Source organism: Paenibacillus sp. FSL H8-0034, assembly GCF_038000305.1.
GTDB lineage: Bacteria > Bacillota > Bacilli > Paenibacillales > NBRC-103111 > Paenibacillus_S.
Genome location: NZ_JBBOBS010000001.1, coordinates 1794212 through 1820379 on the forward strand (window position 1 = coordinate 1794212; position 26168 = coordinate 1820379).

General features: G+C 45.8%; 24 protein-coding genes. 14 read left to right on the forward strand and 10 right to left on the reverse strand.

The features are described from left to right. Positions 1-50: 50 nt before the first annotated feature. Positions 51-1226 (forward strand): HEAT repeat domain-containing protein, encoded by a 1176-nt coding sequence (locus NST47_RS08175; RefSeq protein ID WP_341154689.1) that lies wholly within the window; start codon positions 51-53, stop codon positions 1224-1226. A 270-nt stretch (positions 1227-1496) separates the two neighbouring features. Here the strand turns inward: NST47_RS08175 and gerQ are convergent, their stop codons facing one another. From gerQ to urtA, 7 genes are all read right to left on the reverse strand, one after another. Next, complete coding sequence (gene gerQ, locus NST47_RS08180) at positions 1497-1949, reverse strand: spore coat protein GerQ (RefSeq protein ID WP_341154690.1); 453 nt, start codon at positions 1947-1949, stop codon at positions 1497-1499. Positions 1950-2176: 227 nt separating this feature from the next. Then, positions 2177-3004 carry an aldo/keto reductase gene (locus NST47_RS08185; RefSeq protein ID WP_341154691.1) on the reverse strand — a complete coding sequence of 276 codons (828 nt, stop codon included), beginning with the start codon at positions 3002-3004 and terminating at the stop codon, positions 2177-2179. Between the two features lie 196 nt (positions 3005-3200). Next, positions 3201-3896, reverse strand: coding sequence for an urea ABC transporter ATP-binding subunit UrtE (urtE, locus tag NST47_RS08190; protein ID WP_341154692.1), 696 nt, complete (start codon positions 3894-3896; stop codon positions 3201-3203). Further along, positions 3896-4672 (reverse strand): urea ABC transporter ATP-binding protein UrtD, encoded by a 777-nt coding sequence (urtD, locus tag NST47_RS08195; protein WP_341154693.1) that lies wholly within the window; start codon positions 4670-4672, stop codon positions 3896-3898. The genes urtE and urtD overlap by 1 nt, the downstream gene beginning before the upstream one ends. Positions 4673-4699: 27 nt before the next feature. Beyond that, on the reverse strand, positions 4700-5827 hold the full coding sequence (gene urtC, locus NST47_RS08200; protein ID WP_341154694.1) for an urea ABC transporter permease subunit UrtC: 1128 nt from the start codon (positions 5825-5827) through the stop codon (positions 4700-4702). A 228-nt stretch (positions 5828-6055) separates the two neighbouring features. Further along, entirely contained in the window at positions 6056-6961 is a 906-nt protein-coding gene (gene urtB / locus NST47_RS08205) for an urea ABC transporter permease subunit UrtB (protein ID WP_262681999.1), read from the reverse strand. Positions 6962-7059: 98 nt separating this feature from the next. After that, the gene (gene urtA / locus NST47_RS08210; protein WP_341154695.1) at positions 7060-8331 is read right to left on the reverse strand and encodes an urea ABC transporter substrate-binding protein; all 1272 of its coding nucleotides are present in this window, start codon (positions 8329-8331) and stop codon (positions 7060-7062) included. A 401-nt stretch (positions 8332-8732) separates the two neighbouring features. Between urtA and NST47_RS08215 the strand changes: the two genes are divergently transcribed. From NST47_RS08215 to NST47_RS08260, 10 genes are all read left to right on the forward strand, one after another. Further along, complete coding sequence (locus NST47_RS08215; protein WP_076236498.1) at positions 8733-9041, forward strand: urease subunit gamma; 309 nt, start codon at positions 8733-8735, stop codon at positions 9039-9041. A gap of 82 nt (positions 9042-9123) precedes the next feature. Further along, positions 9124-9513 carry an urease subunit beta gene (locus NST47_RS08220; protein WP_341154696.1) on the forward strand — a complete coding sequence of 130 codons (390 nt, stop codon included), beginning with the start codon at positions 9124-9126 and terminating at the stop codon, positions 9511-9513. Further along, positions 9494-11236 carry an urease subunit alpha gene (gene ureC, locus NST47_RS08225; RefSeq protein WP_341154697.1) on the forward strand — a complete coding sequence of 581 codons (1743 nt, stop codon included), beginning with the start codon at positions 9494-9496 and terminating at the stop codon, positions 11234-11236. The genes NST47_RS08220 and ureC overlap by 20 nt, the downstream gene beginning before the upstream one ends. Positions 11237-11603: 367 nt before the next feature. Continuing rightward, positions 11604-12311 (forward strand): urease accessory protein UreF, encoded by a 708-nt coding sequence (locus tag NST47_RS08230; protein ID WP_341154698.1) that lies wholly within the window; start codon positions 11604-11606, stop codon positions 12309-12311. A gap of 39 nt (positions 12312-12350) precedes the next feature. Next, entirely contained in the window at positions 12351-13013 is a 663-nt protein-coding gene (gene ureG, locus NST47_RS08235; protein ID WP_076236493.1) for an urease accessory protein UreG, read from the forward strand. Further along, the gene (locus NST47_RS08240) at positions 13006-13854 is read left to right on the forward strand and encodes an urease accessory protein UreD (protein WP_341154699.1); all 849 of its coding nucleotides are present in this window, start codon (positions 13006-13008) and stop codon (positions 13852-13854) included. The genes ureG and NST47_RS08240 overlap by 8 nt, the downstream gene beginning before the upstream one ends. 435 nt (positions 13855-14289) lie before the next feature. After that, the gene (gene trhO, locus NST47_RS08245) at positions 14290-15195 is read left to right on the forward strand and encodes an oxygen-dependent tRNA uridine(34) hydroxylase TrhO (protein ID WP_341154700.1); all 906 of its coding nucleotides are present in this window, start codon (positions 14290-14292) and stop codon (positions 15193-15195) included. 449 nt (positions 15196-15644) lie between these two features. Then, a complete protein-coding gene (gene cyoE, locus NST47_RS08250; RefSeq protein ID WP_341154701.1) occupies positions 15645-16595 on the forward strand; it encodes a heme o synthase in 951 nt (316 codons plus the stop codon). Between the two features lie 87 nt (positions 16596-16682). Beyond that, positions 16683-17309, forward strand: coding sequence for an SCO family protein (locus NST47_RS08255; protein ID WP_076236485.1), 627 nt, complete (start codon positions 16683-16685; stop codon positions 17307-17309). Positions 17310-17336: 27 nt separating this feature from the next. Further along, positions 17337-18260 carry an AEC family transporter gene (locus NST47_RS08260; protein ID WP_341154702.1) on the forward strand — a complete coding sequence of 308 codons (924 nt, stop codon included), beginning with the start codon at positions 17337-17339 and terminating at the stop codon, positions 18258-18260. On the opposite strand, the gene NST47_RS08265 is transcribed toward NST47_RS08260, so the two are convergent. The 3 genes from NST47_RS08265 to NST47_RS08275 all read right to left on the reverse strand — a co-directional run bounded on the left by NST47_RS08265 (position 18240) and on the right by NST47_RS08275 (position 22076). Continuing rightward, positions 18240-18605 carry a toprim domain-containing protein gene (locus tag NST47_RS08265; protein WP_341154703.1) on the reverse strand — a complete coding sequence of 122 codons (366 nt, stop codon included), beginning with the start codon at positions 18603-18605 and terminating at the stop codon, positions 18240-18242. The genes NST47_RS08260 and NST47_RS08265 overlap by 21 nt on opposite strands. 361 nt (positions 18606-18966) lie before the next feature. Continuing rightward, complete coding sequence (locus tag NST47_RS08270) at positions 18967-20598, reverse strand: S-layer homology domain-containing protein (protein WP_341154704.1); 1632 nt, start codon at positions 20596-20598, stop codon at positions 18967-18969. Positions 20599-20915: 317 nt separating this feature from the next. After that, on the reverse strand, positions 20916-22076 hold the full coding sequence (locus tag NST47_RS08275) for an MFS transporter (protein WP_341159630.1): 1161 nt from the start codon (positions 22074-22076) through the stop codon (positions 20916-20918). A gap of 363 nt (positions 22077-22439) precedes the next feature. On the opposite strand from NST47_RS08275, the gene NST47_RS08280 reads away from it, so the two are divergent. From NST47_RS08280 to NST47_RS08290, 3 genes are read left to right on the forward strand one after another with little or no spacing between them, the layout of a single operon-like run. After that, positions 22440-22862 carry a hypothetical protein gene (locus NST47_RS08280; RefSeq protein ID WP_341154705.1) on the forward strand — a complete coding sequence of 141 codons (423 nt, stop codon included), beginning with the start codon at positions 22440-22442 and terminating at the stop codon, positions 22860-22862. A gap of 47 nt (positions 22863-22909) precedes the next feature. Continuing rightward, positions 22910-24070 (forward strand): transglutaminase domain-containing protein, encoded by a 1161-nt coding sequence (locus NST47_RS08285; RefSeq protein ID WP_341154706.1) that lies wholly within the window; start codon positions 22910-22912, stop codon positions 24068-24070. A gap of 30 nt (positions 24071-24100) precedes the next feature. Beyond that, positions 24101-26137, forward strand: a complete 2037-nt coding sequence (locus tag NST47_RS08290; RefSeq protein ID WP_341154707.1) for a peptidoglycan D,D-transpeptidase FtsI family protein — start codon at positions 24101-24103, stop codon at positions 26135-26137. Positions 26138-26168 lie beyond the last annotated feature (31 nt).

Consider the following 26168-nt stretch of genomic DNA (forward strand, 5'->3'; position numbering starts at 1 on the left):
GGCGAGTATTGTATACTTGTTGGTAACATGACACGGGGGTTGAACTTACAATGAGTCAAGACGTCAACGGCTTGGGCCGTCATTATTTACAAGCAGAGTCCTATGGTGCTTCTGCATTCTGTTTTTATCGAGCAATTCTTGAGGATCCTAACAATGGCAACGCTTGGAATGGACTTGTGCTTTCACTCAGCTTAATGCGTCGGGAAAACGATGCGCAGACGATTTTGGCCCGATTTGCCCGACACCCACTGCCTTATGACAAGGATATGGTGACCTTTGCCTTGATGATGTATCAGCAAAGCCCATTGGCGATGTCGGAATGGGTACGTGCGATGTCGATAAGATTTGGCGTCAATGCCCAGGAGCGGGAAGCTTTTACACAAATGGCGGAGGATTTGGAGCTTAATTACGCTGATTTGGTATCGCGCCATGGGGAAGAGGTATTAAAGGAGCAGGGTATGTTCAGTCTGGAAGAGTTTGCGGATCGCAAGATCGAGCTGGACTGGTTGATGTCAGAGCCGATCGATACGGTATACGGAGTGATTCAAACATGGCTGGGAGACCCCGAATCGGTGTTATCCGCGGTTAGAATGCTGTGTATGATGCCGGATGTGCGTAGTGAGAAGCTGCTGCGCAGAGTATGCCGTAATGAAGAAGTGGATGGCAAAACAAGAACCCATGCGCTGCTCGCACTTCGATGGCTCGGAGTACGAGGCAACGCCCGCATACATAAGATGGAGGAATCGTTCGTTATCAATCTGGACAATCCTGTACCTGAATTAACGGTGTCTGTTCCCGCTGCCTACAAGCCTGTGCTGGACCGAATGAAGCTTTGGATTGCGAAGCAGCAGGGTGTCGTAACGGAAGAGGAGTACGAACAACACGCTTCTACGGACGAAGTGGATCTTCCGGCCGAGCTCGCTGACAAGCTGGAGCAAGCGGACGTTCCAAGTGTGCTTCAAGAGGTAGTGCATGCCTTGATTCGATCCGCCTACGATCAATATTATCCACTCGTTCCCGGTATTCGCGGAACCCGTCAATGGAGCATAGCGCTGCTGATGCTTATGAAGGACTATGCGGTAGGTGTCATGAACGCATGGCCTTATGGCGAGATCGAAAAGGATGAGACTGCAGTATTGCATCGCAATTGGATCATCAGCGCAAGCCGTGACTTTTATGATAATATTGAAATTGCCAGAAAGCTGCGTGAAAGCCAGCTCGGGTAAGCCCGGTCAAATTCGAAGCACATGCCAGGAACCTTCAACTGAAGGTTCTTTTTTAAGTCGTGTTCCCACCGCCCCGTATCATCCATGGAACACAACTTCAACCACGGATGGAACCCCCATTCCGATGTCCTTCGCCAATGCACCCAAGTAGGGGTTTAGACAGGTACATCGCCTCTGACTTTCATTCGATGCAAAAAAAGCCTTATCCCAAAACAATTTCGGGATAAAGCCTTCGAAGGGAACTATACATCTATACCTAGCCTGAAATGATTAACGTGCTGGCAATGGGTTTCCATAAGGATACGTATAGTTCAATTCCTCGTCGAACGTGATGTAGTCCAGATTGACCATTAATAGCAAATAACGCATTCCTGTTTTGGGATCACTGATGATGATATGATCTCGTCCAGCTGCTTCCAGTCTGCCTTTGAATATTTTGGCATTCCATTCACTGTTGTTCTCGTAGGTCATGTAGATGGTGGCTGTCTTGCCCAGGTTTAATCGTAAAATATTCTCGATGAAGGACTGTTCCAGAGGCAGCAGCCCGGGTATAGTTGGCGACCCCTGTGACGGAGGGGTAGGTGCACCGGGGATGAAAGAACCACTGGGTCCGGCAGGGGGGAACTGACCCATCTGGTTTTGTGGTGTCCCCATAGGCACTTGAACATATCCAGGATAACCGGTGTACGGTGGTGTGCCGCTTCGATATGGATAGTTAATCATTAACGTATTCCTCCTTCATATGGCTCATGCCTCTTCTATATTTATAAGTATTATTACGGCTTGGCCGATTAGTACTAGTTAACGAAAAAAAACCTGCTTTTTTGAGACAGCCTGTATCACGGTCCGACTGTTTCTGAGACTGCAGCAGCAAGAAAAGAGCCAACGTCCACCTATTATAAAAGGTGAATGTTGGCTCTTTTCTTACATGATTGTGAAAATCAAAAGGTTTAGAAATTAAAATTATCCGGATCAGGTCCGAAGCGATGATTCTCGTTCAAGGCATCGAGCAGAGCAGAGTCCTCGGCCGATAAAGTGAAATCAAAGATCGCCGCATTTTCCTGGATTCGTTTGGGATTAATGGATTTGGGAATTACGACGATTCCATGCTGAAGCCCCCAACGAAGAATGATTTGCGCCGCAGATTTGTTGTACTTGTCAGCAAGCTTGGCAAGCGCGGGAATATCCAGATTCCCTTGCATTAATGGGCTCCAGGCTTCAACCTGAATCTTATGAGACTGGCAGAAGCTGCGCAGCTCCAGCTGAGTGAGACGGGGATGCAGCTCGATTTGATTGACCATCGGGACAATTTCGCTTCCCTTGATGACGTCCTCCAAATGATGAACCTGGAAATTACTTACACCAATGGCTCTCACAGCACCGTCTTTATAGAGCTTCTCCATGGCGCGCCAGGTGTCTTTATATTTGCCTTTTACCGGCCAGTGAATCAGGTACAGATCGATTACATCCAGACCGAGTTTTTTGCGGCTTTCATCAAAGGCTTGTAGAGTAGAGTCATAGCCTTGCGAGGCGTTCCAGACTTTAGTGGTAATGAACAGCTCTTCACGTGCGACTCCGCTTTGTTTGATGCCGATACCGACACCATCCTCGTTGCCATAGGCTGCTGCTGTATCGATGCTGCGATAACCTGCTTGAATCGAGGACTTCACGGCATTAATGACCTCGTCGCCATCCTTGGTTTTCCAAACCCCCAAGCCTAGAACCGGCATCTTGATTCCATTATGTAACTCTACGTTCTCCGTAATAGATACAGTCATCGTATTCATTCCTTCCAAAAGTTTTGTTCGCTAAGCAGAATCTTATTTTCTGAATCTTCTGCCGGTTCCCATTATAACACTGTGCACTGTGTATGGAAAATTCTACTGTGATCCAAGTGCTCACTGAAATATGGATAAAAGGCACAAAAGAAAAACAGCTCGCATGTGCCGCGGCTGTAATTTTTTTCTGTATGAGCTAGACGGCAAGATGTTTCTTTACCTGCTCCTCGCTGAGTGTAGAGGAGCTTCCTTCGGCGACGATTACACCTTTATCCAGAACGTAATAGTAATCAGCGATGCTTGTGGCAAAGGAAAGGCTTTGCTCGACGAGAAGCACCGACATTTGTTTGCTTGCTTTTATCGTTTCGATGACGTGTTCAATTTCCATAACGATTGAAGGCTGAATACCCTCCATAGGCTCGTCGAGCAGCAGCAGCTCAGGTTCAGATACTAAGGCGCGTGCGATGGATAGCTGCTGCTGCTGCCCTCCACTCAGGTCTCCGCCCTTACGGCGTATCATTTCCTTGAGTACAGGAAACATCTCATATACGTTGTCAGGTACCTTGCTCTTGCGTATACGGCTTGCTTCCAGACCGAGCATCAGGTTCTCCTCTACGGTCAGCTGTGGAAAAATATCGCGTCCTTGAGGGACGTAGCCGATGCCACTTTTGGCTCTTCGATCCGGAGGGAATGGAGTCATATCCTTCGGCCCATAATGGATCGATCCTTTTTTGGGTTTGATAAGGCCCATAATGGTCTTCATTAATGTTGTTTTGCCGACGCCATTACGACCCATCAGGCAGATCACTTGCCCAGGCTCTACCTTCATCGTAACGTTCCGCAGAATCATGCTTTCCCCGTAACCCGCCTCCAGTTCATGTATATTCAGCATTATCGCTCACCCCGCCTTCCCAAATAAACCTCGGCAACCTTATCATCATTTTGAACTTCCTGCATCGTACCTTCACAAAGTACAGAGCCTTCATGCATGACCGTAACGGTTTTGGCAAATTGTCGGACAAAATCCATGTCATGCTCGACGACGATAATGGTTTGTTGGTCGCTGATCTTGTGCAGCAGCTCACCAGTTTTCTCGGTCTCGCTGTCTGTCATTCCGGCGGCTGGCTCATCAAGCAGCAGAAGTTCAGGCTGCTGAATGAGCAGCATCCCGATCTCCAGCCACTGCTTCTCGCCATGGGATAACGAGCCTGCCTTGTCTTTGGACTTTTTCTCCAGTCCGATCATGTGCAAGTAATATTTCATGCGTTCGCGCTGCTCAACAGTCGTTTGAGCAATAAGTGAACTGAGCAGACCGCGTTTTTGCCGCATGGACAAAAGCAGATTTTCCAACACCGTTAACGTAACGAAGATGGAAGGGGCCTGGAATTTACGCCCGATTCCAAGCTGTGCGATTTGGTGCTCCTGATGTTTAGTCAGATCCACGTGGTTGCGAAACATTACTTTCCCTTTTGAAGGCTTAACCTTGCCGCATAAAACGTCAAGCAATGTCGTTTTGCCGGCGCCGTTGGGTCCGATCAGGAAACGCAGCTCACCGGATGAGAGAGAGAAGTCAAGTCCACGAATGGCTTTGAAGCCATCGAAATCTACCTCTAACTGTTCAATGCGGACCAATTCGCCAGCTGTTTCTTTTCTTGGTGATGTTTCCATCCTGGGAACAACCTCCTTAGAGTTTTTTTACTTGGTCGTGTGAGCGGGCTCTTTATCGCTTTGCATCTCTGTATATTTGGCCAAGGAAGAAGATGAATTCAGCAGATTCGATTTTTTGAACGGATATAAGCCCCATTTCTCACAATAGTCTTGAATGGTACCGACAAGTCCTTTTGGGAAAAAGAGTACGGCAACAATGAACATCGCGCCGAGAATAATCGGCCACCACTCGGGATAAGCTTCGCTGAAAGAGGTTTTCGCCGAGTTGGTAATCACAGCACCCAGTACAGCACCGTATACCGTGCCACGTCCACCAATAGCTACCCACAGCACCATTTCAATCGATGGAACGATACCCATCTGGGCCGGGGAGACGATGCCTTCCTGTAAGACAAACAGGATGCCTGCCAATCCGGAAAGAGCAGCGGAAAAGCAGTAAATGAACACCTTGTACGTAACCGGATTGTACCCGATAAAGCGTACACGGTTCTCGGCATCACGAATGGCGACGAGAATTTTGCCAAGCCGACTGGAGACCATCCATTGACACAGGATCAGGGTTCCGATGACGACGAAGGCGGTAATGTAGTAAAAAATCAATTTTGTCGATGGCTCACCAACATTCATCCCGAGAAATGTTTCAAAGTTGGTTAAGCCGTTCGTCCCGCCAGTATAGCCCTGTTGACCGACAAACAATGTAACGGTAATAATAACAAGAGCCTGTGAGAGAATAGCGAAAAAAGAGCCTTTAATTCGATTGCGAAAGGTCAAATATCCAAGGACGAACGCTACGGCTACAGGAACCAAAATGGCGAGTAGCAGGGTAACTCCAGCCGATTGAAAAGGCGCCCAGAACCACGGAAGCTTATCCACTCCGCTCCACGACATGAAGTCAGGAAGCTCTCCATGCGAAGCAACGAGCTTCAAGTGCATCGCCATACAATAAGCGCCAAGTCCAAAATAAACACCGTGCCCTAAACTAAGAATGCCTGTATAGCCCCAAATCAGATCAAGCCCCATGGCGATAATGGCGTAGCACAGAAATTTGCCCAAGAGTGAGAGTCTGAACTCTGATAAAAACATCGGCGCCGCCAGCATCACGGCGAGCAGGATGACGGTAAATACAATTTTCATCTTCGTGTTGGTGATGGCCATTTTATCAACTCCTAAGAGTTTTGCGTAGCAAAACTGACTTCGTAAGCATTTATTTATTCCCTCTAAAAATCCAGTGAATAAAGAGCGGAGTGTTCAAATGATCCTGTAGAAGCGTCAGCGTTCGCCTTTGAAATCGTGAATAAACCTATAAATCTCATCCATTTTCACGATTTCAACAGCGATCGGAAGGATATTTGGACACGCAGCGGAACTTATTCACCGAATCCTCTAATCCAAAGCCCGCGATTTCATCGTAACCAGACCTGAAGGCTTCCATTGCAGGAATGCAATTATAAGAGTGAAGACAATAACCTTGCCTAACGTAGCGCTGGTTGTATACTCGAAGACGGTGCTAAGCACCCCTATGCCCAGAGCGCCGGCAATAGTACCAATGATTTTGCCAATACCGCCAAGAACAACTACCATAAAGGCGTCAACAATATAATAGGTGCCGATTGTAGGTCCTATAGGTCCAACCAAGGTGAGCGCGCAGCCGGCGATCCCCGCCATACCTGAGCCAAAAGCGAACGCCTGACCGTCGATGCGTCGTGTTGAGATCCCGAGGCAGGAGGCCATACTGCGATTTTGCATAACGGCCTGCATATTGCGTCCGCCGCGGCTGTGGTACTGATACAAATAAATAATGGTAATGCAGACGATAACAAGCCCGATGATGAACAATCTTTTGTAGGGAAGCATCAGGTCCGTACCGAGTGCAAGACCGCCTTCGAGCCATTCAGGAGCTTTGACAGCCACGTTGGGAGCACCAAAAATCTGCCTTGCCAGCTGCTGCAGGACGAGGCTGACGCCCCAGGTTGCGAGCAGGCTGTCGAGTGGTCTGCCGTACAGAAAACGAATGAGCGTCACTTCGAGCAGCCAACCAATAACAAACGCCACACCAAAGGCAACAAAGATCGAAATGATAAAATACCAGCCGAACGCTGATGCAGGCACATATTTCTGAAAGATTTGCTGGATCGTATAAGCCATATAGGCGCCAATCATGATAAACTCCCCATGGGCCATATTAATGACATTCATAAGTCCGAACGTAATCGCGAGTCCGAGTGCAATGAGCAAGAGAATGGAGCTTAAGCTAATACCGTTAAAAAGTTGGAGCAGTAACAAGCCCATCGGAGTCAGCCTCCCTTATAAAATGCAGGACTGCCCTAAGCGGGCAGTCCTAATTTAGTTTGTCGTACCCGGTTATTCCATCGATCGAGCATGTTTCATTATTTCTTGGTCACCTCTGCGCCCCATGGGTAAGTTTTAAGGAACGGATCAGGTTTGACAGGTTTGCCGGAGTTCCATACTTCTTTAAATTGTCCGTCAGCTTGAACCTGACCGATTCGAACGGTTTTGTATACGTGCTGATTGTCGCCATCGATCATGACTTTACCGCCTGGAGCATTAAATTCAAGACCTTTAGCTGCTGTCTTTACTTTTTCCACATCGAAGGAGCCTGCTTTTTTCACAGCCTCAGCCCATAAGTAAACACCAAAGTAACCTGCTTCAATCGGATCGTCGGTTACGCGGTCTTTGCCGTATTTGGCTTTGTAGGCTTCAACGAATTTTTTGTTCTCCGGTGTATCGGTTGTTTGATAATAGTTCCATGCTGCATAGTGCCCTTCCAATACGGAAGCACCGATGCCGCGAATTTCTTCTTCGGCGATACTGACCGATAACGTAGTCAAATCCTTGGCGCTGATACCGGCATCCTTCAATTGCTTGAAGAAAGCTACGTTGCTATCACCATTCAGGGTATTGAAAATGACGTCGGGTTTATCTTTTTTGATTTTGCTAATAATTGTATTGTAGTCGGTATGTCCGAGCGGAGTGTACTCTTCGGCAACCGTTTCGCCGCCTTCAGCTTTCAGCTGTTCCTTGATGATTTTGTTGGCAGTTCTTGGAAATACGTAGTCAGAGCCTAAGAGGAAAAACTTCTTGCCCTTGTTTTGCAGCAGCCAGGTCACTGCGGGTACGATTTGCTGGTTAGTCGTTGCACCTGTATAGAAGATGTAAGGGGATGATTCCAAGCCTTCATATTGAACCGGGTAAAAGAAAAGTCCTTTGTTTTGTTCAACGACAGGAAGTACGGCCTTGCGGCTGGAGGAGGTCCAGCCTCCGAAAATAACGGCTGCTTTGTCTTTTTGCAGTAATTTTTTCGTTTTCTCTGCGAATGTCGGCCAATCGGATGCCCCATCCTCGACAATCGGTTTTAATTGTTTTCCAAGTACGCCCCCAGCTTTGTTAATCTCTTCAATCGCCATCATTTCCGCATCTTTAACGGATACTTCACTGATGGACATCGTTCCGGTGAGTGAATGTAGAATGCCTACAGGGATCGCTTCATCTTTACCTGCTTCCGGTTTGGCTTCGGCCGTTGTAGTTGCCGCTGCTGGAGCTGCTGCCGGCTGTGTCTGAGTAGCACATCCTGCCAGTAATACGGTGAGCGACATACTTACCGCCATTAAAACGTTGATCCCTTTTCTTTTTGCCAACATTCCATCCACTCCTTTTAAATATACTAAACGTAATGAATTCTAACATGAAACATGATTTCTGATCTGAAACCAGAATTTTTTCTGTCTAATCGATGCAATCGATGTTAGTTCACGTTTATCATGATAATTTATATGTAATATATATGTCAATATAAATAACATAAAATAACTTGAATAAATTGGATAAATTAACTTACATAGTTCGACTTTTTGCTAAAATGGCTTGTGAAAACCGTTAAAATACGGAAGATTAATCATTGAATACATAATAAAATGGATGTTGATGATTTACAGCAGATTAGATTGCGAATATAATAAACGTATTAAATGTTAATTATTCGCCTTTATCATGTTATGTTATTTGCCACATCGAGGTTTTGTGTGAAGGAGGTTCACCTGGAATGCATTTAACGGAAAGAGAAAAGGAAAAGCTGCTGATAACGGTAGCGGCAGATCTTGCCCGAAGGCGGTTGAATCGGGGTCTTAAATTGAACTATCCAGAGAGCATAGCTCTGATTACATCGGAAATTATGGAAGGTGCCCGAGACGGAATGACTGTTGCGGAGCTAATGCAATTTGGTACAAAGGTATTGAAAGTGGACCAAGTGATGGAAGGTGTTCCTGAAATGATCCATGAGGTACAGGTAGAAGCAACCTTTCCCGATGGGACCAAACTGGTTACGGTGCATCAGCCTATTGGTCATGGTTAGTTCGTACCCTTTTAAAATGATGAAGGAACGCAATGAACTCCCATTCAACCATTCTGATTTTCTGATAAAGGAGTGAGCTGCCATGATTCCTGGTGAATATCGCATCAAGGCGGGCGAGATTGAATTAAATAAAGGAAAACGTACGGTACGTATATTGGTAACGAATATGGGAGATCGGCCGATTCAGGTTGGGTCGCATTTTCATTTTTTTGAGGTGAACCGCGGGCTTCATTTTGACAGAGAGGCTGCCTTTGGTATGCGACTCAGTATTGCTGCGGGTACGGCTGTACGCTTTGAACCCGGGGAGGAGAAGCCGGTGGAGCTTGTTGAATTAGGGGGAGCGAAGCTGTCCTATGGACTCAATCATTTATCTCAGGGCGAAGCTGCGCATGGGCAGATGACAGAGGCGACTAAGCAGCGATTGGATGTATGGAAGGAGGGTCCGGTCTTGTATGGCAAAGATGGATCGTAAGGCTTATGCACAAATGTTCGGCCCGACTACAGGCGATGCCGTGCGTTTGGCGGATACGCAGCTATGGGCAGAGATCGAGCAGGACTACACCGTATATGGAGAAGAATGCAAGTTTGGCGGCGGCAAGGTCATACGTGATGGGATGGGCCAGTCCAGTCGTCATACGCGGGATCAGGGCGTTCTGGATACATTGATTACCAATGCGATTATTATAGATCATTGGGGAATTGTTAAAGCGGATATCGGGATTAAGGACGGTATTATAGTAGGAATAGGTAAAGCGGGCAATCCGGATCTGATGGATGGCGTACAACCTAATATGATCGTTGGTGCAGGAACGGAAGTCATCGCCGGTGAAGGCAAGATCATAACGGCCGGTGGTATTGATACTCATATTCATTATATATGTCCACAGCAGATAGAAACTGCACTCTCTTCCGGGGTTACGACGATGATCGGTGGCGGTACAGGTCCGGCTGCAGGAACAAGCGCGACTACTTGTACACCAGGTGTATGGCATATGCACCGGATGCTGGAGGCGGCGGAGGCTTTTCCGATGAACCTGGGTTTTACGGGTAAAGGAAATGCATCATTTCCAGAACCGCTTATCGAGCAGGTAGAGGCAGGAGCGATTGGACTGAAGCTTCATGAGGATTGGGGAACGACTCCGGCTGCGATTGATACGTGCTTGCAGGTGGCGGATCAGTACGATGTGCAGGTGGCGATCCACACGGATACACTGAACGAGTCCGGCTTTGTGGAAGACACGCTGGCTGCTATCGGCGGAAGAACGATTCACACTTATCATACTGAAGGCGCGGGTGGAGGGCATGCACCGGATATTATTAAAGCTTCCGCTGAGCTGAACGTGCTTCCATCCTCCACGAATCCGACCCGACCTTACACGGTGAACACAATCGAAGAGCATCTCGATATGCTGATGGTATGTCATCATCTGGATAGTCGAATCCCTGAGGATGTAGCTTTTGCTGACTCCAGAATTCGTCCGGAAACGATTGCTGCCGAGGATATATTGCATGATTTGGGTGTGTTCAGCATGCTGAGCTCCGATTCGCAAGCAATGGGACGGATTGGGGAAGTAATTATAAGAACGTGGCAGACGGCAGATAAAATGAAGCAGCAGCGTGGATATTTACCTGCTCCGGATGAACTGCCACAGCAAGCTGGCGTTACTGCGGATGATCAGGATAATTTTCGTATTAAGCGCTATATTGCCAAATATACGATCAACCCGGCAATTACACATGGCGTTTCTCATTTGGTAGGTTCAGTGGAAGTAGGCAAGCTGGCTGATCTTGTACTCTGGAATCCGATGTTTTTTGGTGTGAAGCCGGAAACTGTACTGAAGGGCGGGATGATCGCCTATGCGCAGATGGGGGACCCGAATGCTTCGATTCCAACCCCACAGCCGGTCATGAGTCGTCCGATGTTCGGTGCTTATGGGCGTGCGCTGAATCAATGTATTACCTTTGTTTCTCAGGCGGCCTTCGACCTTGGTGTTCACACACAGCTGGGACTGCAAAAAAGGATAGAGCCTGTGAAAAATTGCCGGTCTATCACCAAAAAAGATATGATCCATAACGGAGAAACACCGCGGATTGATGTAAATCCTGAAACCTATGAGGTTAAGGTGGATGGGGCTGCTATCACATGCGAGCCTGCCAAGGTTTTGCCGATGGCACAGCGTTATTTTTTATTCTAGAATTCCGGTGAATAAGTCTCGCTGCGCGGCCAAATATCCTTCCGGGATGGTGCTTACGAAGCCAGTTTGCTTAAACTCTCAGCTGTTGAAATCGTGAAATGGGATGAGATAAAGCGGTTTATTCACGATTTCAAAGGCGAACGCTTACGCTTCTCCAGGATCATTTGGCCGCTGCGCTCGTTCTTCACCGGACTTCTGATAAGCAGCAGGCATACGAAGTGAATTTTCTACGAAATAGGCAGATGCTTACGAAGTAAGTTTTGCTACGCAAAACTCAAGTTCATGCTTACGAAGTGAATTTTCTGCGAAATAGGCAAATGCTTACGAAGTAAGTTTTGCTACGCAAAACTCTTAGGATGGTGATCTCTTGCAGCAGGCACAACCGCCCATGACCAATTGGCTCTCCTATGTGCAGCTTCTGGATTCTGCCCTGCCAATCGGCGGATTTTCCCATTCCTTCGGGCTGGAATCCCTTGTACAAAATGGCACGGTGCACACGTCTGCTCACCTGAGGGATTATATGGAAACGATGCTTGTTCAGAGTTGGGCTCCCATCGATGGACTCGCTGTCAAGGCGGTCTATATGTATACGCCTCAGGAGCAGTGGGAAAAGCTGTGGAAGATTGATCAGATGCAGCATGTGCAGCGGACATCATTGGAAACTCGCGAAGGTGTAGTGAAAATGGGACGCAGGCTGCAGCAGCTGGGACTATCGATTTACCCGGAGCTTCCGTGGAGTCAGCTCAAGGAAGCGATCCGCCAGCAGAAGTGTTTTGGCACACATCCGTTGATTCATGGCTGGCTGAGCTATCATTTACAGGTACCGTTGTCAATGGCGGCAGAAGGCTATTTATATGCTTGCACTTTTACCTGCATCAATAGTGGTCTGCGGCTGATGTCCATTGGCCAAACCGAAGGTCAACGTCTGTTGGCTGAGATGCTGCCTGTTATAGCGGCGGCCTGGAAGCAAGCTGAGCATGGAGATCCGTTCGAGGATGGCTTTGGAAATACGCCAATGGCAGAAATAGCCATGATGCAGCACGAAAATTTATATTCCCGTTTATTTATGTCCTAACTATAGCTTTTAATAATTATAAATCAGGAGGAATGTCGTATGTGTCAAGGTGGAGCACATCATCATCATGAGTGGGAAGCGCCGGAGAAGGGTCATTTGGATCGTCCCATGCGGATAGGTATAGGGGGGCCAGTAGGATCAGGTAAAACCGCACTTGTGGAGAGGCTCGCGCGCAGATTGAACGATAAATACAGCATTGCTGTCATCACGAATGATATTTATACGAAGGAAGACGCCAATATTTTAATTCGTTCTGAGGCGTTGACTGCAGATCGTATTATTGGGGTAGAAACCGGAGGTTGTCCGCATACAGCGATCAGAGAAGATGCTTCGATGAACTTTGAGGCCATTGATGAGCTGGAGAAACGCTTTAACCATCTCGATATTATTTTTATCGAAAGTGGTGGTGACAATCTGGCTGCTGCATTCAGTCCGGAGCTGGTGGATCGCTTCATCTATATTATCGATGTAGCTCAAGGTGAGAAGATCCCGCGTAAAGGCGGTCCTGGCATTATCCGCTCGGATATGCTCATCATCAACAAAATTGATTTGGCTCCTTATGTAGGTGCAAGCTTGACGGTTATGGAAGAGGATACTCGCAAAATGCGCGGTGACCGCCCGTTTATTTTCTCCAATATGTTTGATGGTCATGGCGTTGACGCTATCGTAGAGTGGGTAGAGCAGGAATTCGATCATGCCTGAAATCACCGGCTGCATCACCGCTACTTTTAAGGAGCGGGAGGGGCAGACGAGTATCAGCGATAAATACAACACCTACCCATTAAAAATTGCCAAGACGTTTGCTTTCGATTACGGTCAGCTTGGTGTGTATATGATGGATGCTTCTCCCGGTATTATGGCAGGTGACCGATATGAAATGAGCTGGCGGTTCGATGAACGCTCGAATGTGTATATGACGAACCAATCCTATACCAAGGTGCATCCAGCGCGTCCTGAGCAGGGGGATTCTCAATCGGTGCGCGCGAGTGAGCAGGTTCAATCTCTGACACTAGGACCGGATAGCTATGTGGAGTACATGCCCGAGCCCGTGATGCTGTATAAGGATGCTGTATTGTATAGTCGGATGGATGTGCAGATGGAAGCAGGATCGACCTTGATTCTTAGCGATCTCATTTGTCCGGGGAGAACACAACGAGGCGAGCTTTTTCAATATGAGCATTATGAAAATCGTTTCAGTGTTACTTACGAGAATGAGCTCATTTATTGCAGTAAGCAGCGGATCGTACCTGCACAGCAGCGGCTGAACACAATCGGCAGCTGGGCTGAGTTTACTCATCTGGGGACACTTTATATATTCAATGAGCATGTCGACGCAGCTTTTGTGGAAGCATTGAACTTATTTATGGAACAACAGCTGGTAGCGGCCCAACTGGAATATGGCATCAGCCGTACGTACAAAAATGGTGTGGTTTTATCCATATTGGGGCACAAAGTATACGAAATTCAATCGTTACAGGAAGCTGCCTGGCAGTTCGTTCGTCAGCAGCTCTTTGGCAAAATGCCGCTGTATGTACGTAAATAAGCAATTGATCATGTGCTGTGCAACTGGACGTTATTGGGTACTATACCTTGGAATTTCAAAGGGTAGATGCTCAACAACGTCTTTTTCTTAATACAAAAAAGGAAGTGTTTGTAAAGGCTTCTCTAGTCAATAGTGCCAATTGTATCCATATGGCTTACTTAACATACCTATAAGTTGACTATGTATATGGAATAAACTAAAATGAACTCATAAAAATAATTACATGAGAATATGGAAATATGTTGTGAGTTTGACACAATCTATTAGTGACAAATCGAGATAAATAATGAATAATCATAAAGTAGAATCTACGATCGGATCGGATGATATGATACTCACAAAGCCCAGTAGCTGACTGAGCGAATGGGGCCGCCTGTTGAGATACCTCGACAGGCTTTTACAATTTATTAATGAAAAGAAGAGGAGCGGTTTTCGTTGACAGATATTAATTCGTTTCGCATTTTATTATATTACAAATTTGTTCAAATCCCGGAGCCGGAGTTGTTTGCAGCCGAGCATCTTGCATACTGCAAAAGCCTGGAGCTTAAGGGACGTATAATCATCGCAGAAGAAGGCATTAACGGGACTGTATCGGGTACGATCGAGCAAACCGAACAATATATGAAGGATATGCACAATCATCCACTTTTTTCGGATCTGGTTTTCAAAATTGACGAGGCCAGTGAGCATGCCTTCAAAAAAATCTTTGTCCGCCATAAAAAGGAGCTTGTCACACTAAGATACGAAGACCACCTGGACCCCAATGTTCTGAGTGGTAAACGTCTTTCTCCTAAAGAGTTTCATGAACAGCTTCAAAAAGAAGATGTAATCGTCCTGGACGGCAGAAATAATTATGAATTCGATCTTGGGCATTTTCGCAATGCGATCCGGCCTGACGTTGAATCCTTCCGTGATTTTCCACAGTGGATTCGCGATAATCTGAAGGAGGCCAAGGATAAGCCTATTCTGACTTATTGCACAGGCGGAATCCGGTGTGAAAAGCTGACAGGAATATTAATGAATGAAGGCTTCAATGATGTTTACCAATTGGATGGTGGAATTGTTACTTACGGAAAAGATCCTGAGGTTCAAGGAAAATTATTTGATGGCAAATGTTATGTATTTGACGATCGTGTCTCTGTTACGATTAACCAAACCGATGAGGACGTAATTGTCGGAGTCTGTCATCATTGCAGTAAACCGGCGGACACTTACATTAATTGTACGGACGACTTGTGCCACCACCAGCATCTTTGCTGTGATGAATGCCAAGAGGTTTATAAAGGATATTGTACCCCGGAATGTGAAATTAATGATAAAGCAGTTACCAAACTTGGCTAAGCAATAACATCTACAGGTTATTCCCGATCCTTGTTGGTTATCTTAATAGAAAATACGGGCCGATGGTTAACGCAACCGTCGGTTTTTCTATTCTGTATGCCCTGGAAATAGTGACAATCCGGCTACATATTTCGTCTGAAGATGCGACAATATTTTGAATTCGTGCCGTGCTTTATTGTCAAATGGATTTGAGGTTGATATGATAAGGATTGTAGAAGTACAAAGGGAATGTCGCTGCAATTGCTTCATATAGAGTTTTCAATGAAAACTCAGAAGATGCTTACGAAACTAGTTCTGCTAAAGCAAAACTCAGAAGATGCTTACGAAACTAGTTCTGCTAAAGCAAAACTCAGAAGATGCTTACGAAACTAGTTCTGCTAAAGCAAAACTCAGAAGATGCTTACGAAGTCAGTTTTGCTAAAGCAAAACTCTAAGGAGGATACAATCAAGTGAAAGATCAACTCAGCGTTAACCTTACGGTCGATTCGTTACCTGCCGCATCGGAAGCGGAGCATGTGGACCAAGGCCCTGTGACCTGGAGGGATTTTGTACAGTTGGCCAAGCCGGGTATTATTTTTTCGAATTCCATCACAGCGTTCGGTGGTTTTTGGGTAGCCTCCGGATGGCAGGTTAACTGGCTGCAATTGCTGTTTACTATGCTGGGAACTGCATTGGTGATGGGTTCAGGTTGTGTACTAAACAATTATTTGGATCGTGATATGGATACGAAGATGGCTCGTACGCAAAATCGTGCGCTGCCAAGCGGTAAGCTATCTCCTCAGGTCGTCATGTGGTATGGGATCATCCTGGGTATCATTGGTGTATCCGGTCTGTGGTTGCTCGTTAATCCGTTAGCTGCATTATTGGGTATGATCGGATTGTTTGCTTATGTATGGATTTATACGGCATGGTTTAAACGTACTTCGGTATGGAGTACAGTAGTCGGCAGCTTTTCCGGTGCGATTCCTCCGGTTATCGGCTATTGCGCCGTACGTCATGATATTGATGCGGGAGCGATTATTTTATTCGCGATTTTGTTCCTATGGCAGCCTCCACACTTTTGGGCGCTTGGTATTCGTCGTATGGAGGAGTATCGCGCAGCAGGGTTTCCGTTATTACCTGTTGTTAAAGGTACCTATGTCACGAAAATCAGTATGATCCGTTATGTTGTACTGCTCGTACCTGTTTCCATGCTGTTGTATGTGTATGGTTATGTTAATGTCATCTACTTCTACGCGGCCATCGTAATGGGACTATATTGGGCTTATCTCTGTATGAAGGGCTTCAAGAAAACCGAAGGCGAAGAAGAAGTGCTATGGGCCAAGAAAACATTTATTTATTCGATTAATTACTTGACACTGTTATTCATTATTATGGTCCTGACTACAGTGGCGAAATAATAATAGCCCGAAATAACGATTGTAATGTAGCTTCAAGTCCCATGGCAGCATGGGATATTTTTTTTATCGCAAAGGATGGGAACACGGATGAACAACGCATTTTTACAAAAAAACGGCTTTAAGCTGATCGTTATTGTGCTTCTGCTGGCAATGATCGGTACATTGGGGTATATGGTTCTTAAAGGCAACAGCGCAAGCAGCAAAATGGAAGTCATGAAAAAAGCCCCTGATTTTAAGCTCGATAATATTGATGGCAAATCCATTAGCCTGGCAGAGCTGGCCGGACGCTCCAAGCTTGTGTACTTTTTTTATTCCACTTGTCCTGATGTATGTCAGCCAACTACGTATAACCTATCGAAGGTGCAGGATGCTTTGGTGAAAAAAGGCGTTTTCGGTGATAAAACGGCGATTGTATCGATTTCATTTGATCCAACCAAAGATACGACAGCACAGCTTCAGCAATTTTCCAAAAGCTTTCATGCTGATCCTAAGGGCTGGTATTTCCTGCGTGGTGATGAGGCAGCTACAATTGATCTTGCGCAAAAATACGGGGTTATGGTCGTGAAGGATCAACAAGGTCAATTTACGCACAGCAATCTGATTTTGCTTGTTGATAAAAAGGGAGATATGAGAAGGTACTATGCGGGTAACGACGCTGATCTGGATGTTGATAAAATTGCTCAGGACCTGATCGAATTAAGCAAGGAAGGATAGGTGTATACTAGTTAAGGGAGCTCAAGCATGACGTACTTCATTTATATTTTACTTAATAATGTGATACCGCTCTCCATCATGATTGCCTTGGGTGTTATTCTGTATAGAGCGTTCAAGCTGGATATTCGAACGCTTTCGAAGCTGAACTTTTATCTGTTTTCACCCGCGCTTGTGTTCAAAATGCTTTATGAATCTACATTGTCGATGCAATTGATGCTGCAAACCTTGCTGTTTTTTGCGCTTCATCTGGCAGCGATGTTTTTGCTGGTAGAATTCATCATGCGTGTGAGAGGGTACCAGAACAGTATGATCACGGCGATGCGGAACAGCGTCATCTTTTATAACAGTGCCAATTATGCGCTTCCGCTCAATCAGCTTGTGTTTGTCGGTGATGCGTTTACGCTTTCCATCCAGATTATTATTATGATGATGCAATCGCTGCTGCCCAATACGTATGGGGTATACAGCGTGAATGCCCATAAAAATGATCCGCGGCAAACGCTGCGTACGATATTATCGCTGCCTGTGATCTATGTAATTCCACTTGCTTTTTTGATGCGCTGGCTGCATGTTCCTATTCCTGATCCGATCTATATGCCGATCACGTATATTTCCAATGCTTTTGTCTGTACGGCACTCATTACCTTGGGTGTGCAGCTGGGAAGCATGAAGTGGAAGCTGATGTTCTCGGATGTGATGCTCTCCAATGTGCTTCGTTTGTTGATTGGACCTGCTGTAGGGTTTGGTATCGTATGGCTGCTGGGTATTCATGGAACGATGGCCCAAGCGCTTGTGCTTGCGACATCTGTACCAACGTCACTAAGCAGTGCGTTGATCGCAGTAGAATACGATAATGAACCGGAATTTGCCTCACAGGTTGTATTTTCATCGACCATCTTTAGTATTTGTACAGTAACACTGGTCATTTATTTAATCCAATTTATTGCTTAGAGCCGGATCTGGAAGCGGGTAGTTGATATACGCCTCCAAACCGGCTTTTTCTAATTGCAGAATCAGATATTCATCGGGTGTACCCTCTACTCCTGCATAGCCTTTTCGGGTATATATTTGTTCTGCATCCGGGAATGTATCTCGTAAAATGGCGCGGATTTTTTTGCCGGAGGAATCGTTATCTGTAAATAAAAAAATCTCGCTGCTATCGGCATGCTTTTTTAAGGATTCAAGCCGTTCCGTGTTTAAGGATCCAAAGGTACAAAGTATAGTAATGTCCTCCGTCAGCAGCCTCCGCAGTCTGCTTTTATCGTTCTTGCCTTCTACAATAATCGTAATGGACATATCAGCACCTCACAAGCTCACTAGATGATTTGGCTTTCTCAAGTAGTATATCCACTTTCGCCATCCATTCCAAGCTGTTTGTATTTCCCAGGAAATGTCGAAATTAAGCTTATCCGCATATTGGATTCATGGAAGCTGCTGATCTGCCTTGTAGTTGTTATATTAAGATTGTGTGAGAACGGTTTGATAGAATGAACATATTGTTGGATACCATAGGAGATTATGTAATGGATTGGCGTACATTACTGCCAGTTTATCGCAAGAAGTTTGATTTTTTCAGCGAATAAAAAAAGGCACCGACATCACTGTCAGTGCCTTTTGGCTTGTAAATCTGCATTTAATTAGTCGTCAACCTGCTTACTTAGTTGATGAAGTTAGCTTTGGTTAACAAACGTTTCAGCATAGCAGCTGATTGTGCGCGTGTAGCCTGGCTAGTAGGAGCGATTGTGTTATCAGTGATTCCATCAATGATTCCTGCTTCAATCGCTGTTGCTACTTCTTGTTGAGCCCATACGATCTTGTTAGCATCGGTATACTTAGCTAACAATTCATTTTGACGTTCAGAAGTTACAGTTGGTTTAGCACCTGCGTAGTTCAAAGCACGGACGACCATTGCTGCAAGCTCTTCACGTTTGATCGGTTGGTTCGGTCTGAAAGTTGAATCCTCATAACCATCAATGATTTTAGCTTTGGTTGCTGCGCCTACAACGCCAGCGAACCAATCACCAGATGCAACATCATTGAAGGAGCTGCTTCCTGCCGCTTGCTCAAGACCGAGTGAACGAACGACCAAGGCTGCAAATTCAGCACGAGTGATGTTACGCTCCGGTTCGAACGTTGTATCGGTTACGCCATCAACAACCAGCTTGTTGGCCAGTAATTCGATGTAGCCTTGAGCCCAATGACCTTGGCTGTCAGGGAAGTTTTTGTTCAATTCGATTGCTGTATAAATACTGTTGCTATTACGTTTAATTGTAACTGTGCTGTCTGTGTCTGCTGTATTAATCAGAGAAGGGACAAAGCTTAATTTTTTCGTTGTTGTATCGAATACAACGCCTGTCGAACGTGTGGAATCTGCTGCTTTGGTCAAAGGAAGAATACGGCTCACATAATTCGAACCGAGATCAATCGTTTGAGTTTTGCTGTCTGGTGCAAGTCCCACAAGGTTGAAATCAACCGGTGTAGCGATTTCTGTAGCACCCAGGGCAGTAGCTGCAGATGTTATGCTAGCCACATCATCAGCACTTGGAGCACTGATGGATACTTTAATAATGAGCTCATCCACTGTAGTGCCGAGAGCACTTGCCAAGTCACTTAGGTTCAATACTGAGATCGGAAGGATATAAGTGCCTTTACTATTAGTAATCCGTAGTGTCTTGGTTGCGTCATTAGTGAAGCTGGTCAATGCCTTAGCTGGGATCAAAGCCAGATCTCCACTAAGATTAAGCACGACTTCATTGTTAGAAGTTAAAGCGTTTTGCAGCATGTAGGCATCAATGCTTCCATCAGAAGAAACACTCATGGTCGCTCCGGAAATAGTTCCGCCGCCACCACCACCGCCGCCACCGCCGCCGCCAGTGCTACCGCCATTGTTATTGTTTGTGTATGCGACTGTCGTAGTTGCAGATTCGCTTGGATCTACAACACCAGCTTTATATACAGTTGTAGTTACTGTAAGTGGACCCTCATAGCCATAGACAGTTAAACTTGGTATTTGGTAGCTCCATCCTTGGCCGCTTGAGTAAGTATTGTTATACACGGCTGGGGTCACAGATAGCAATGCACCACTGTTTCCGTACACATTGACATATACTGCGTCTCCAACATTGGAATCTAAATAAGTAGTGGAAGATACAGTTGCATTCACGCTATTATTCTGAAATGTTAAATTAGAAAATCCTGTTGCAGCAAAAGCCAGAACAGGCAGCATGATTGAAATCATCAGCGCAAGAACGGTAACTTGTGCGGTTTTTTTGGTAAAGGCTGGCTTCATTAACGTTTCACTCCTATCATTTCTTTTGTTTTTTTTGTGAAAAGGTTCGTTTGTCACTATGCTTTTCACCTCCTTTTTCGACATAGATATGCTGGGTACATGTCTTGTTACAAAGTTCGAACGCAACTCCCTTGTTTAAGTCCGTCTGACCCAAAAAAACGCATTGGGTATATCTGGGTTAAAGGAGACTGAGAAGTAACGCTTAACCTAACTTTTACTTACCCTGGGTAATTAACGTTGAAACACACAAAAAAATCGCCCGCAAAAGGCGATTTGTTAATCAGCACTGGCTGACAGCCAAGCAGTATAATTTCTTTTTAGATAGAAACGGGTTTGAAGGCTCGTAGGGGGACAACAGACAAGGCCAGCATCAGGCAGGCAAATGCAATAAAGTAAGGAGAAGTATGACTTCTCATATGTCCGGCCACAATGGGACCTATAAAGGCGCCTATGGAAAAAGATATGGATAAAAACGAAAATACACGCCCATAATGGCTCGAGCTTGTAATTCCTGCCAGCAGTGAGGCAATAGCCGGAAAAATGATGCCTTTGGCCATTCCAATCATAAATAACGAGACGTAGATCGGAATAGGCCAATGGATCGATAAGCCGAAAAAAATAATCGCCAGCCCCAGACTGCCCATAGTGGTCCTCAGAAATGGGGATTTGCGGTTCAAGAAGATCATGCTCAAGGTGACCAGCGCCCCCAAACTGACAAGTGAAAACAAAATGCCCGATGTCAGAATGGAACCGTTGGATTCCTTCATTAAAGGCAGTTCAAAAAATAGGATCCCTTGTGCACAGGAAATAGCCAAAGGAATACCAAAGAAAAGCCAGGGAACACGATTGTTTTTGAGCTCAGGCAGCTCATCGGGATGTTCAGCAATGCTCTGGCCGTGTGGGATGGACAAGTCGCCAATTGCTTTCTGACCTGTTGCTTCCTTCACTCCAACCATGGCAAGGACACCGGTAGCGATCAGAATCCAGCCCAACACCGTGAAGGATTGCGCAAAACCGAGCTTGGCTACCAGATAAGCGCCGACAGCAGGGCTTAATACTGAGGCCATCGTATGTACGAGTCCATTACCCGCCATAAACTTGCTTTGCTGGACACGGTCCTTGGCAATCTTGGCAAGCAGGGATAGGCATGCAGGCGATAGGAAGGCAAGGACAAAGCCGCTGATCGAGCGGATAATCAACAAATCCCAGGGATCCGTTACCCTTGATTGAACTAACAGCACAATACCTGCTACAATTAGGCTAAAGACAATAAAACCTTTACTTCCATAACGGTCTACACCATATCCTGCCAGCAGGTTACCAGGCAAGTGAGTCAGTGAGTATACACCTAAAATGAGCCCGATGAATGAAGGGGCAGCTCCAAGCGAGATGGCAAACGGGGATAATATCGGGTATTGCGCATGCAGATCGAAAAAAGCTACAAACATGAACAAATATAGCCACAGCGCGGTTTTCAAACGTATCACCTCGAATGGGATCCATAGTCTGCTTGCTTTCAGCAGCGTTATACTACGTTTACGTGACAAGCCCGGAGGTTAGTACCACTATTTTCGCGGGCCGCAGAATAAGCGATACATACAATGATTTATTGAGAAGAGGTTGCCGGTTATGGATCCGTTCCTGTTATTATTTTTGGTGGTCATATTGGTCTTTCTTATTTTTCGTTTGCGAACCACCTTTCGTAAGGCCAAAAAGTTCGACAAATCCGATCAGATTCAGCGCCAGCTCGCAGAACTGAGGAAAAAAAGGGATGAAGACAACGATAAAGATAGTGTATGATTACCAGTATTGAGTGAGATGAATTTGAGGAGAGATGAAGGTTGGATTTTATTACGTCATTTTTACAAGAGCGCTGGTATGTTATTTTGTTGGCTATTGTGATTTTATTCGTTGTTGTCCGCATCGTTAAAACCGTTATCAAATGGGTCATTGTACTTGCCATATTGGCAGGATTATATTTCTATGGTGCCAGCTATAAGGATCAATTGCTCAATATTGGAGCTACGGTAACAACTGAAGTAAAGAATCAGGCGATCAAAGTCGTATCGAACGAAATGAAGGATGCGCAATATAAGCAAAATGCGGACGGGTCTTACACGGTTACGACCAAAAGCCTAAAGGTTGATGGCATGCCGGGAGCGAGCGAGGTCACTGTCACTTTTATGAATCAGACCTTTACCATGAAGCTTGATGATATGCTGAAGGCATTGATCGAGCAGGCCAAGACGAACAAAGCAACCTAACGAGCGCTGCATTTCGTTCATCGTTGAAAAGACTAGGAGTTGAAGCAATGGCATCGACAATCAATCAAATCAGCTCAATCAATTGGATCACTGTGCTTATTGCAGGAACGCTAGTCTTTTCGGTCATTCAGGGGATGATTCGAGGCGCATCATCCTCAGCTCGTCACTTGGCGCTGATGGCTGCAGAAGGTGCTGCTATTGTGGTTGGCATTGTGTTGTCCTGGTGGTTGTCCTCCTGGGCCTCGCCGTATGTTCAAGGATGGCTGGTTGAGCTCAATATTGTGATTCCTACCAAGGATCTTGGTCTATTTGAGCAATTTTATTACACGGTCGTTACATCAGTCCGAGATTTTCCACTGCTGCGGCTCGGCGTTTTATTCATCATTGGTTATGCCATTATTAAACAGATCATCTATCGGATGATCCATCCGTTCTTTGGCCATTGGGAGACAGATAAGTTTCAGGGGGAGTCAAGGCAAACCAGAACCAAACGTCCCGGTATGATTAGCAGTGTGCTGGGTGGAATCATAGGTACGATTTCCGGTCTCGGGCGTTGTTTGCTCATAGTAGCAGCGCTCTTTATTTACACTACCTTTTTGCCGCAAACCGAGATTACCCCGTATATACAAGCTTCCACCCTGTATCAGGAAGGCGCAACGGCTGTTATCAAGCCGGTGGCAGGCGATTTTTTGACCAATCAGCTTCCTGTATTTACGAGAAAGTTTGAGGCGGAAGTCAATAATATTTTACAAAGAAAATATGATGTGCTGGATGCACAGATCCCTCCCGGCATAGCGGAAGCGGCCAAAGAGGTAACGCTCAAAGGAACAACTGACGAGGAAAAAGCGAAGCTGTTATATAAATGGATCGGCACCCGAGTAACTTATGATTGGGATAAGGTTAATCTCTATGAGCAAAAAAAAATCTGGAAGGAGCAAACGCCTGAAGAAACGTATGCAACAAGAAAAGGCGTTTGTATTGATTATTCCAGACTGTATGCCGTGATGGCCCGTTCGATTGGTCTAGAGGTCAAGGTTGTTACAGGGCTTGGCTATGATGGTCGTGGCGGATATGGACCTCACGCATGGAACGAGGTATATTTAAACGATAGCAGCAAGTGGGTACCACTCGATTCTACCTGGGTATCCAGCGGCGGCAACTGGTTTAATCCCCCGAATTTTAATCAGACGCATATCAGGGAAGTTTAAGGTTGTACGCATTACAAAGGAGTTGTAAGCATGTTTGGTAACAAAAAAGCTAATGATGACCCTCAGCAGCAGGAAGCAGCCAAGAGAAGTCACTTTACATTTAGGGTTAATCTGATCTTTTTCTGCACGTTTTTCTTTTTTTCCATTCTGATTGTCAGACTTGCCGTACTGCAGTTTGTCGAAGGCAGCCAGTTGAAGGCGGAAGAAGCCAATAATACCAAGATGGATACACCGATAGGTCCGATTCGTGGCAATATCTATGATCGGGGAGGGGCGCCGCTCGCTTTTACCTCGTCAACCCAATCGCTATATTTCCGTATGGAATCCGACCAAAAGAAAGACGATGTTATTATGCTCGCTCGTAAATTGGAAGAAATATTCAAGGAGCATGGGACGCCGCCTAATAATTTGCTGGGTGCAGCAGAAATCATTAAGGAGATGGATGTCGGTTACGATTTGGACAAGAATACATCGACAGCTCCAAGCTATTCTTTTGTTCCCCGAAGGATCAAATCTGGCTTATCTAATGATGAAATCGCCTATATACTGGAACGCCGCGATGAATTAAAATGGCTTGAGATAATGGAGGAAAGTATTCGTACTTACGACAACGGTCCCATTGCAGCACAGCTGATCGGATATATGAGACCCTTTTCCACGGCGAGGGAGCCGAACAATGGACTGCCCTTTTACAAGAACAAAGACAATACTAAAGGCTATCTAGACACTGAGTATGTCGGATACGATGGTATTGAGCTTATGTATCAGGAGGATCTTCGCGGTAAGAATGGATCAAAAACGTACCCGGTGAATGCCTCGCAAAAAATTATCGGCAAAGTGTCGGTCAAAGCACCGGAAAAAGGAAATAATTTATATTTAACGATTAATAAGAATGTTCAGGAGGTTGCCGAGAAAGCCATTATCGATCAGCTTGCGGCTGCCAAGTCAACGTCCAATCGTTCTGCGTCTGCGCCGAATGCAAGGGCTGGTTATGCGGTTGCGATCGAAGTGGAGACAGGAAAGGTCGTTGCAATGGCCAGCATGCCGGATTATGATCCTAATATATGGAACGGGGTTGTGTTGACCAGCGAGTACAACCGAATCCAGCCATTTATTAATAATGGTACGATTACAAGCGCCTTTCCGGATTATCCGCCAGCCGAGCTCAAAAATCATCCAACTTCGGTTGTATATGTAGGATCGATCATTAAGCCGTTATCGGTGTTAATTGGATTAAATGAAGGGCTGTTTGGGGTCGATACGCTTTATAATGACACCGGTGAGTATACGTATGGTAAGGACAATGGATCGAAGCTGACGAATTCAGACCGCGCTTCTTATGGGTACATCAATGCTGCCGATGCGATCTGGCATTCCTCCAATACGTTCATGTCAGCGATGGTTGGCTACAAGCTGCATCAAAAGTATGGAAGCCAATCTGCTGATATTTGGGAATCGTATTTGAACAAATTCGGTCTTGGTGTGACGAGTGGCAGCGGCTTGCCAAGGGAAAATGCGGGTATCAGCGAGTTTAAAACGAATGAGAAGGAATCGATGCAGTCCAGAATGGTATTTGCCTCATGGGGTCAGAATGAAAAATATACAACGATGCAGATGGCGCAATATGCCGCTACCCTGGCGAGCAGAGGCAAGAAGCTGAAGCCGCTTCTTGTTGATAAAATCGAAACCTATGAAGGTCAGCCCGTACAGACGATGGAGCCTGTTGTGATGGAGGAAACTACATTTCCCAAACCGTATTGGGATTCAGTCATTAAAGGAATGGAAAAGGTGTTTGTGACAGGCTTTGACGGATTTCCTTATCCTTATGCCCGTAAAACAGGAACCTCTACACAATCCGTTGGCGGCAAGCTGATTGATAATGCCGTGTTTATTGCGTTCGCTCCAGTGGAAAAACCAAAGCTTGCGATCGCTGTCGTAGTCCCTGAGGGTGGCTTTGGCTCGTGGAATGCCGCTCCGATTGCACGCAAAATTTTTGATGCCTATGATCAGTATTATGGCTTGGATGGTGTGCCCAAAGGAGCAAAAGGTGCGGCGGAAGCACCATAGTTATGAGTGTATAGATGTTCACAGAACCTGT

Coding starts and splice junctions, on each gene's coding strand:
- NST47_RS08175 (WP_341154689.1), top strand. CDS start 51: ATGAGTCAAGACGTCAACGGCTTGGGCCGTCATTATTTACAAGCAGAG.
- gerQ (WP_341154690.1), bottom strand. CDS start 1,949: ATGATTAACTATCCATATCGAAGCGGCACACCACCGTACACCGGTTAT.
- NST47_RS08185 (WP_341154691.1), bottom strand. CDS start 3,004: ATGACTGTATCTATTACGGAGAACGTAGAGTTACATAATGGAATCAAG.
- urtE (WP_341154692.1), bottom strand. CDS start 3,896: ATGCTGAATATACATGAACTGGAGGCGGGTTACGGGGAAAGCATGATT.
- urtD (WP_341154693.1), bottom strand. CDS start 4,672: ATGGAAACATCACCAAGAAAAGAAACAGCTGGCGAATTGGTCCGCATT.
- urtC (WP_341154694.1), bottom strand. CDS start 5,827: ATGGCCATCACCAACACGAAGATGAAAATTGTATTTACCGTCATCCTG.
- urtB (WP_262681999.1), bottom strand. CDS start 6,961: ATGGGCTTGTTACTGCTCCAACTTTTTAACGGTATTAGCTTAAGCTCC.
- urtA (WP_341154695.1), bottom strand. CDS start 8,331: ATGTTGGCAAAAAGAAAAGGGATCAACGTTTTAATGGCGGTAAGTATG.
- NST47_RS08215 (WP_076236498.1), top strand. CDS start 8,733: ATGCATTTAACGGAAAGAGAAAAGGAAAAGCTGCTGATAACGGTAGCG.
- NST47_RS08220 (WP_341154696.1), top strand. CDS start 9,124: ATGATTCCTGGTGAATATCGCATCAAGGCGGGCGAGATTGAATTAAAT.
- ureC (WP_341154697.1), top strand. CDS start 9,494: ATGGCAAAGATGGATCGTAAGGCTTATGCACAAATGTTCGGCCCGACT.
- ureG (WP_076236493.1), top strand. CDS start 12,351: ATGTGTCAAGGTGGAGCACATCATCATCATGAGTGGGAAGCGCCGGAG.
- NST47_RS08240 (WP_341154699.1), top strand. CDS start 13,006: ATGCCTGAAATCACCGGCTGCATCACCGCTACTTTTAAGGAGCGGGAG.
- NST47_RS08255 (WP_076236485.1), top strand. CDS start 16,683: ATGAACAACGCATTTTTACAAAAAAACGGCTTTAAGCTGATCGTTATT.
- NST47_RS08260 (WP_341154702.1), top strand. CDS start 17,337: ATGACGTACTTCATTTATATTTTACTTAATAATGTGATACCGCTCTCC.
- NST47_RS08265 (WP_341154703.1), bottom strand. CDS start 18,605: ATGTCCATTACGATTATTGTAGAAGGCAAGAACGATAAAAGCAGACTG.
- NST47_RS08270 (WP_341154704.1), bottom strand. CDS start 20,598: ATGAAGCCAGCCTTTACCAAAAAAACCGCACAAGTTACCGTTCTTGCG.
- NST47_RS08285 (WP_341154706.1), top strand. CDS start 22,910: ATGGCATCGACAATCAATCAAATCAGCTCAATCAATTGGATCACTGTG.
- NST47_RS08290 (WP_341154707.1), top strand. CDS start 24,101: ATGTTTGGTAACAAAAAAGCTAATGATGACCCTCAGCAGCAGGAAGCA.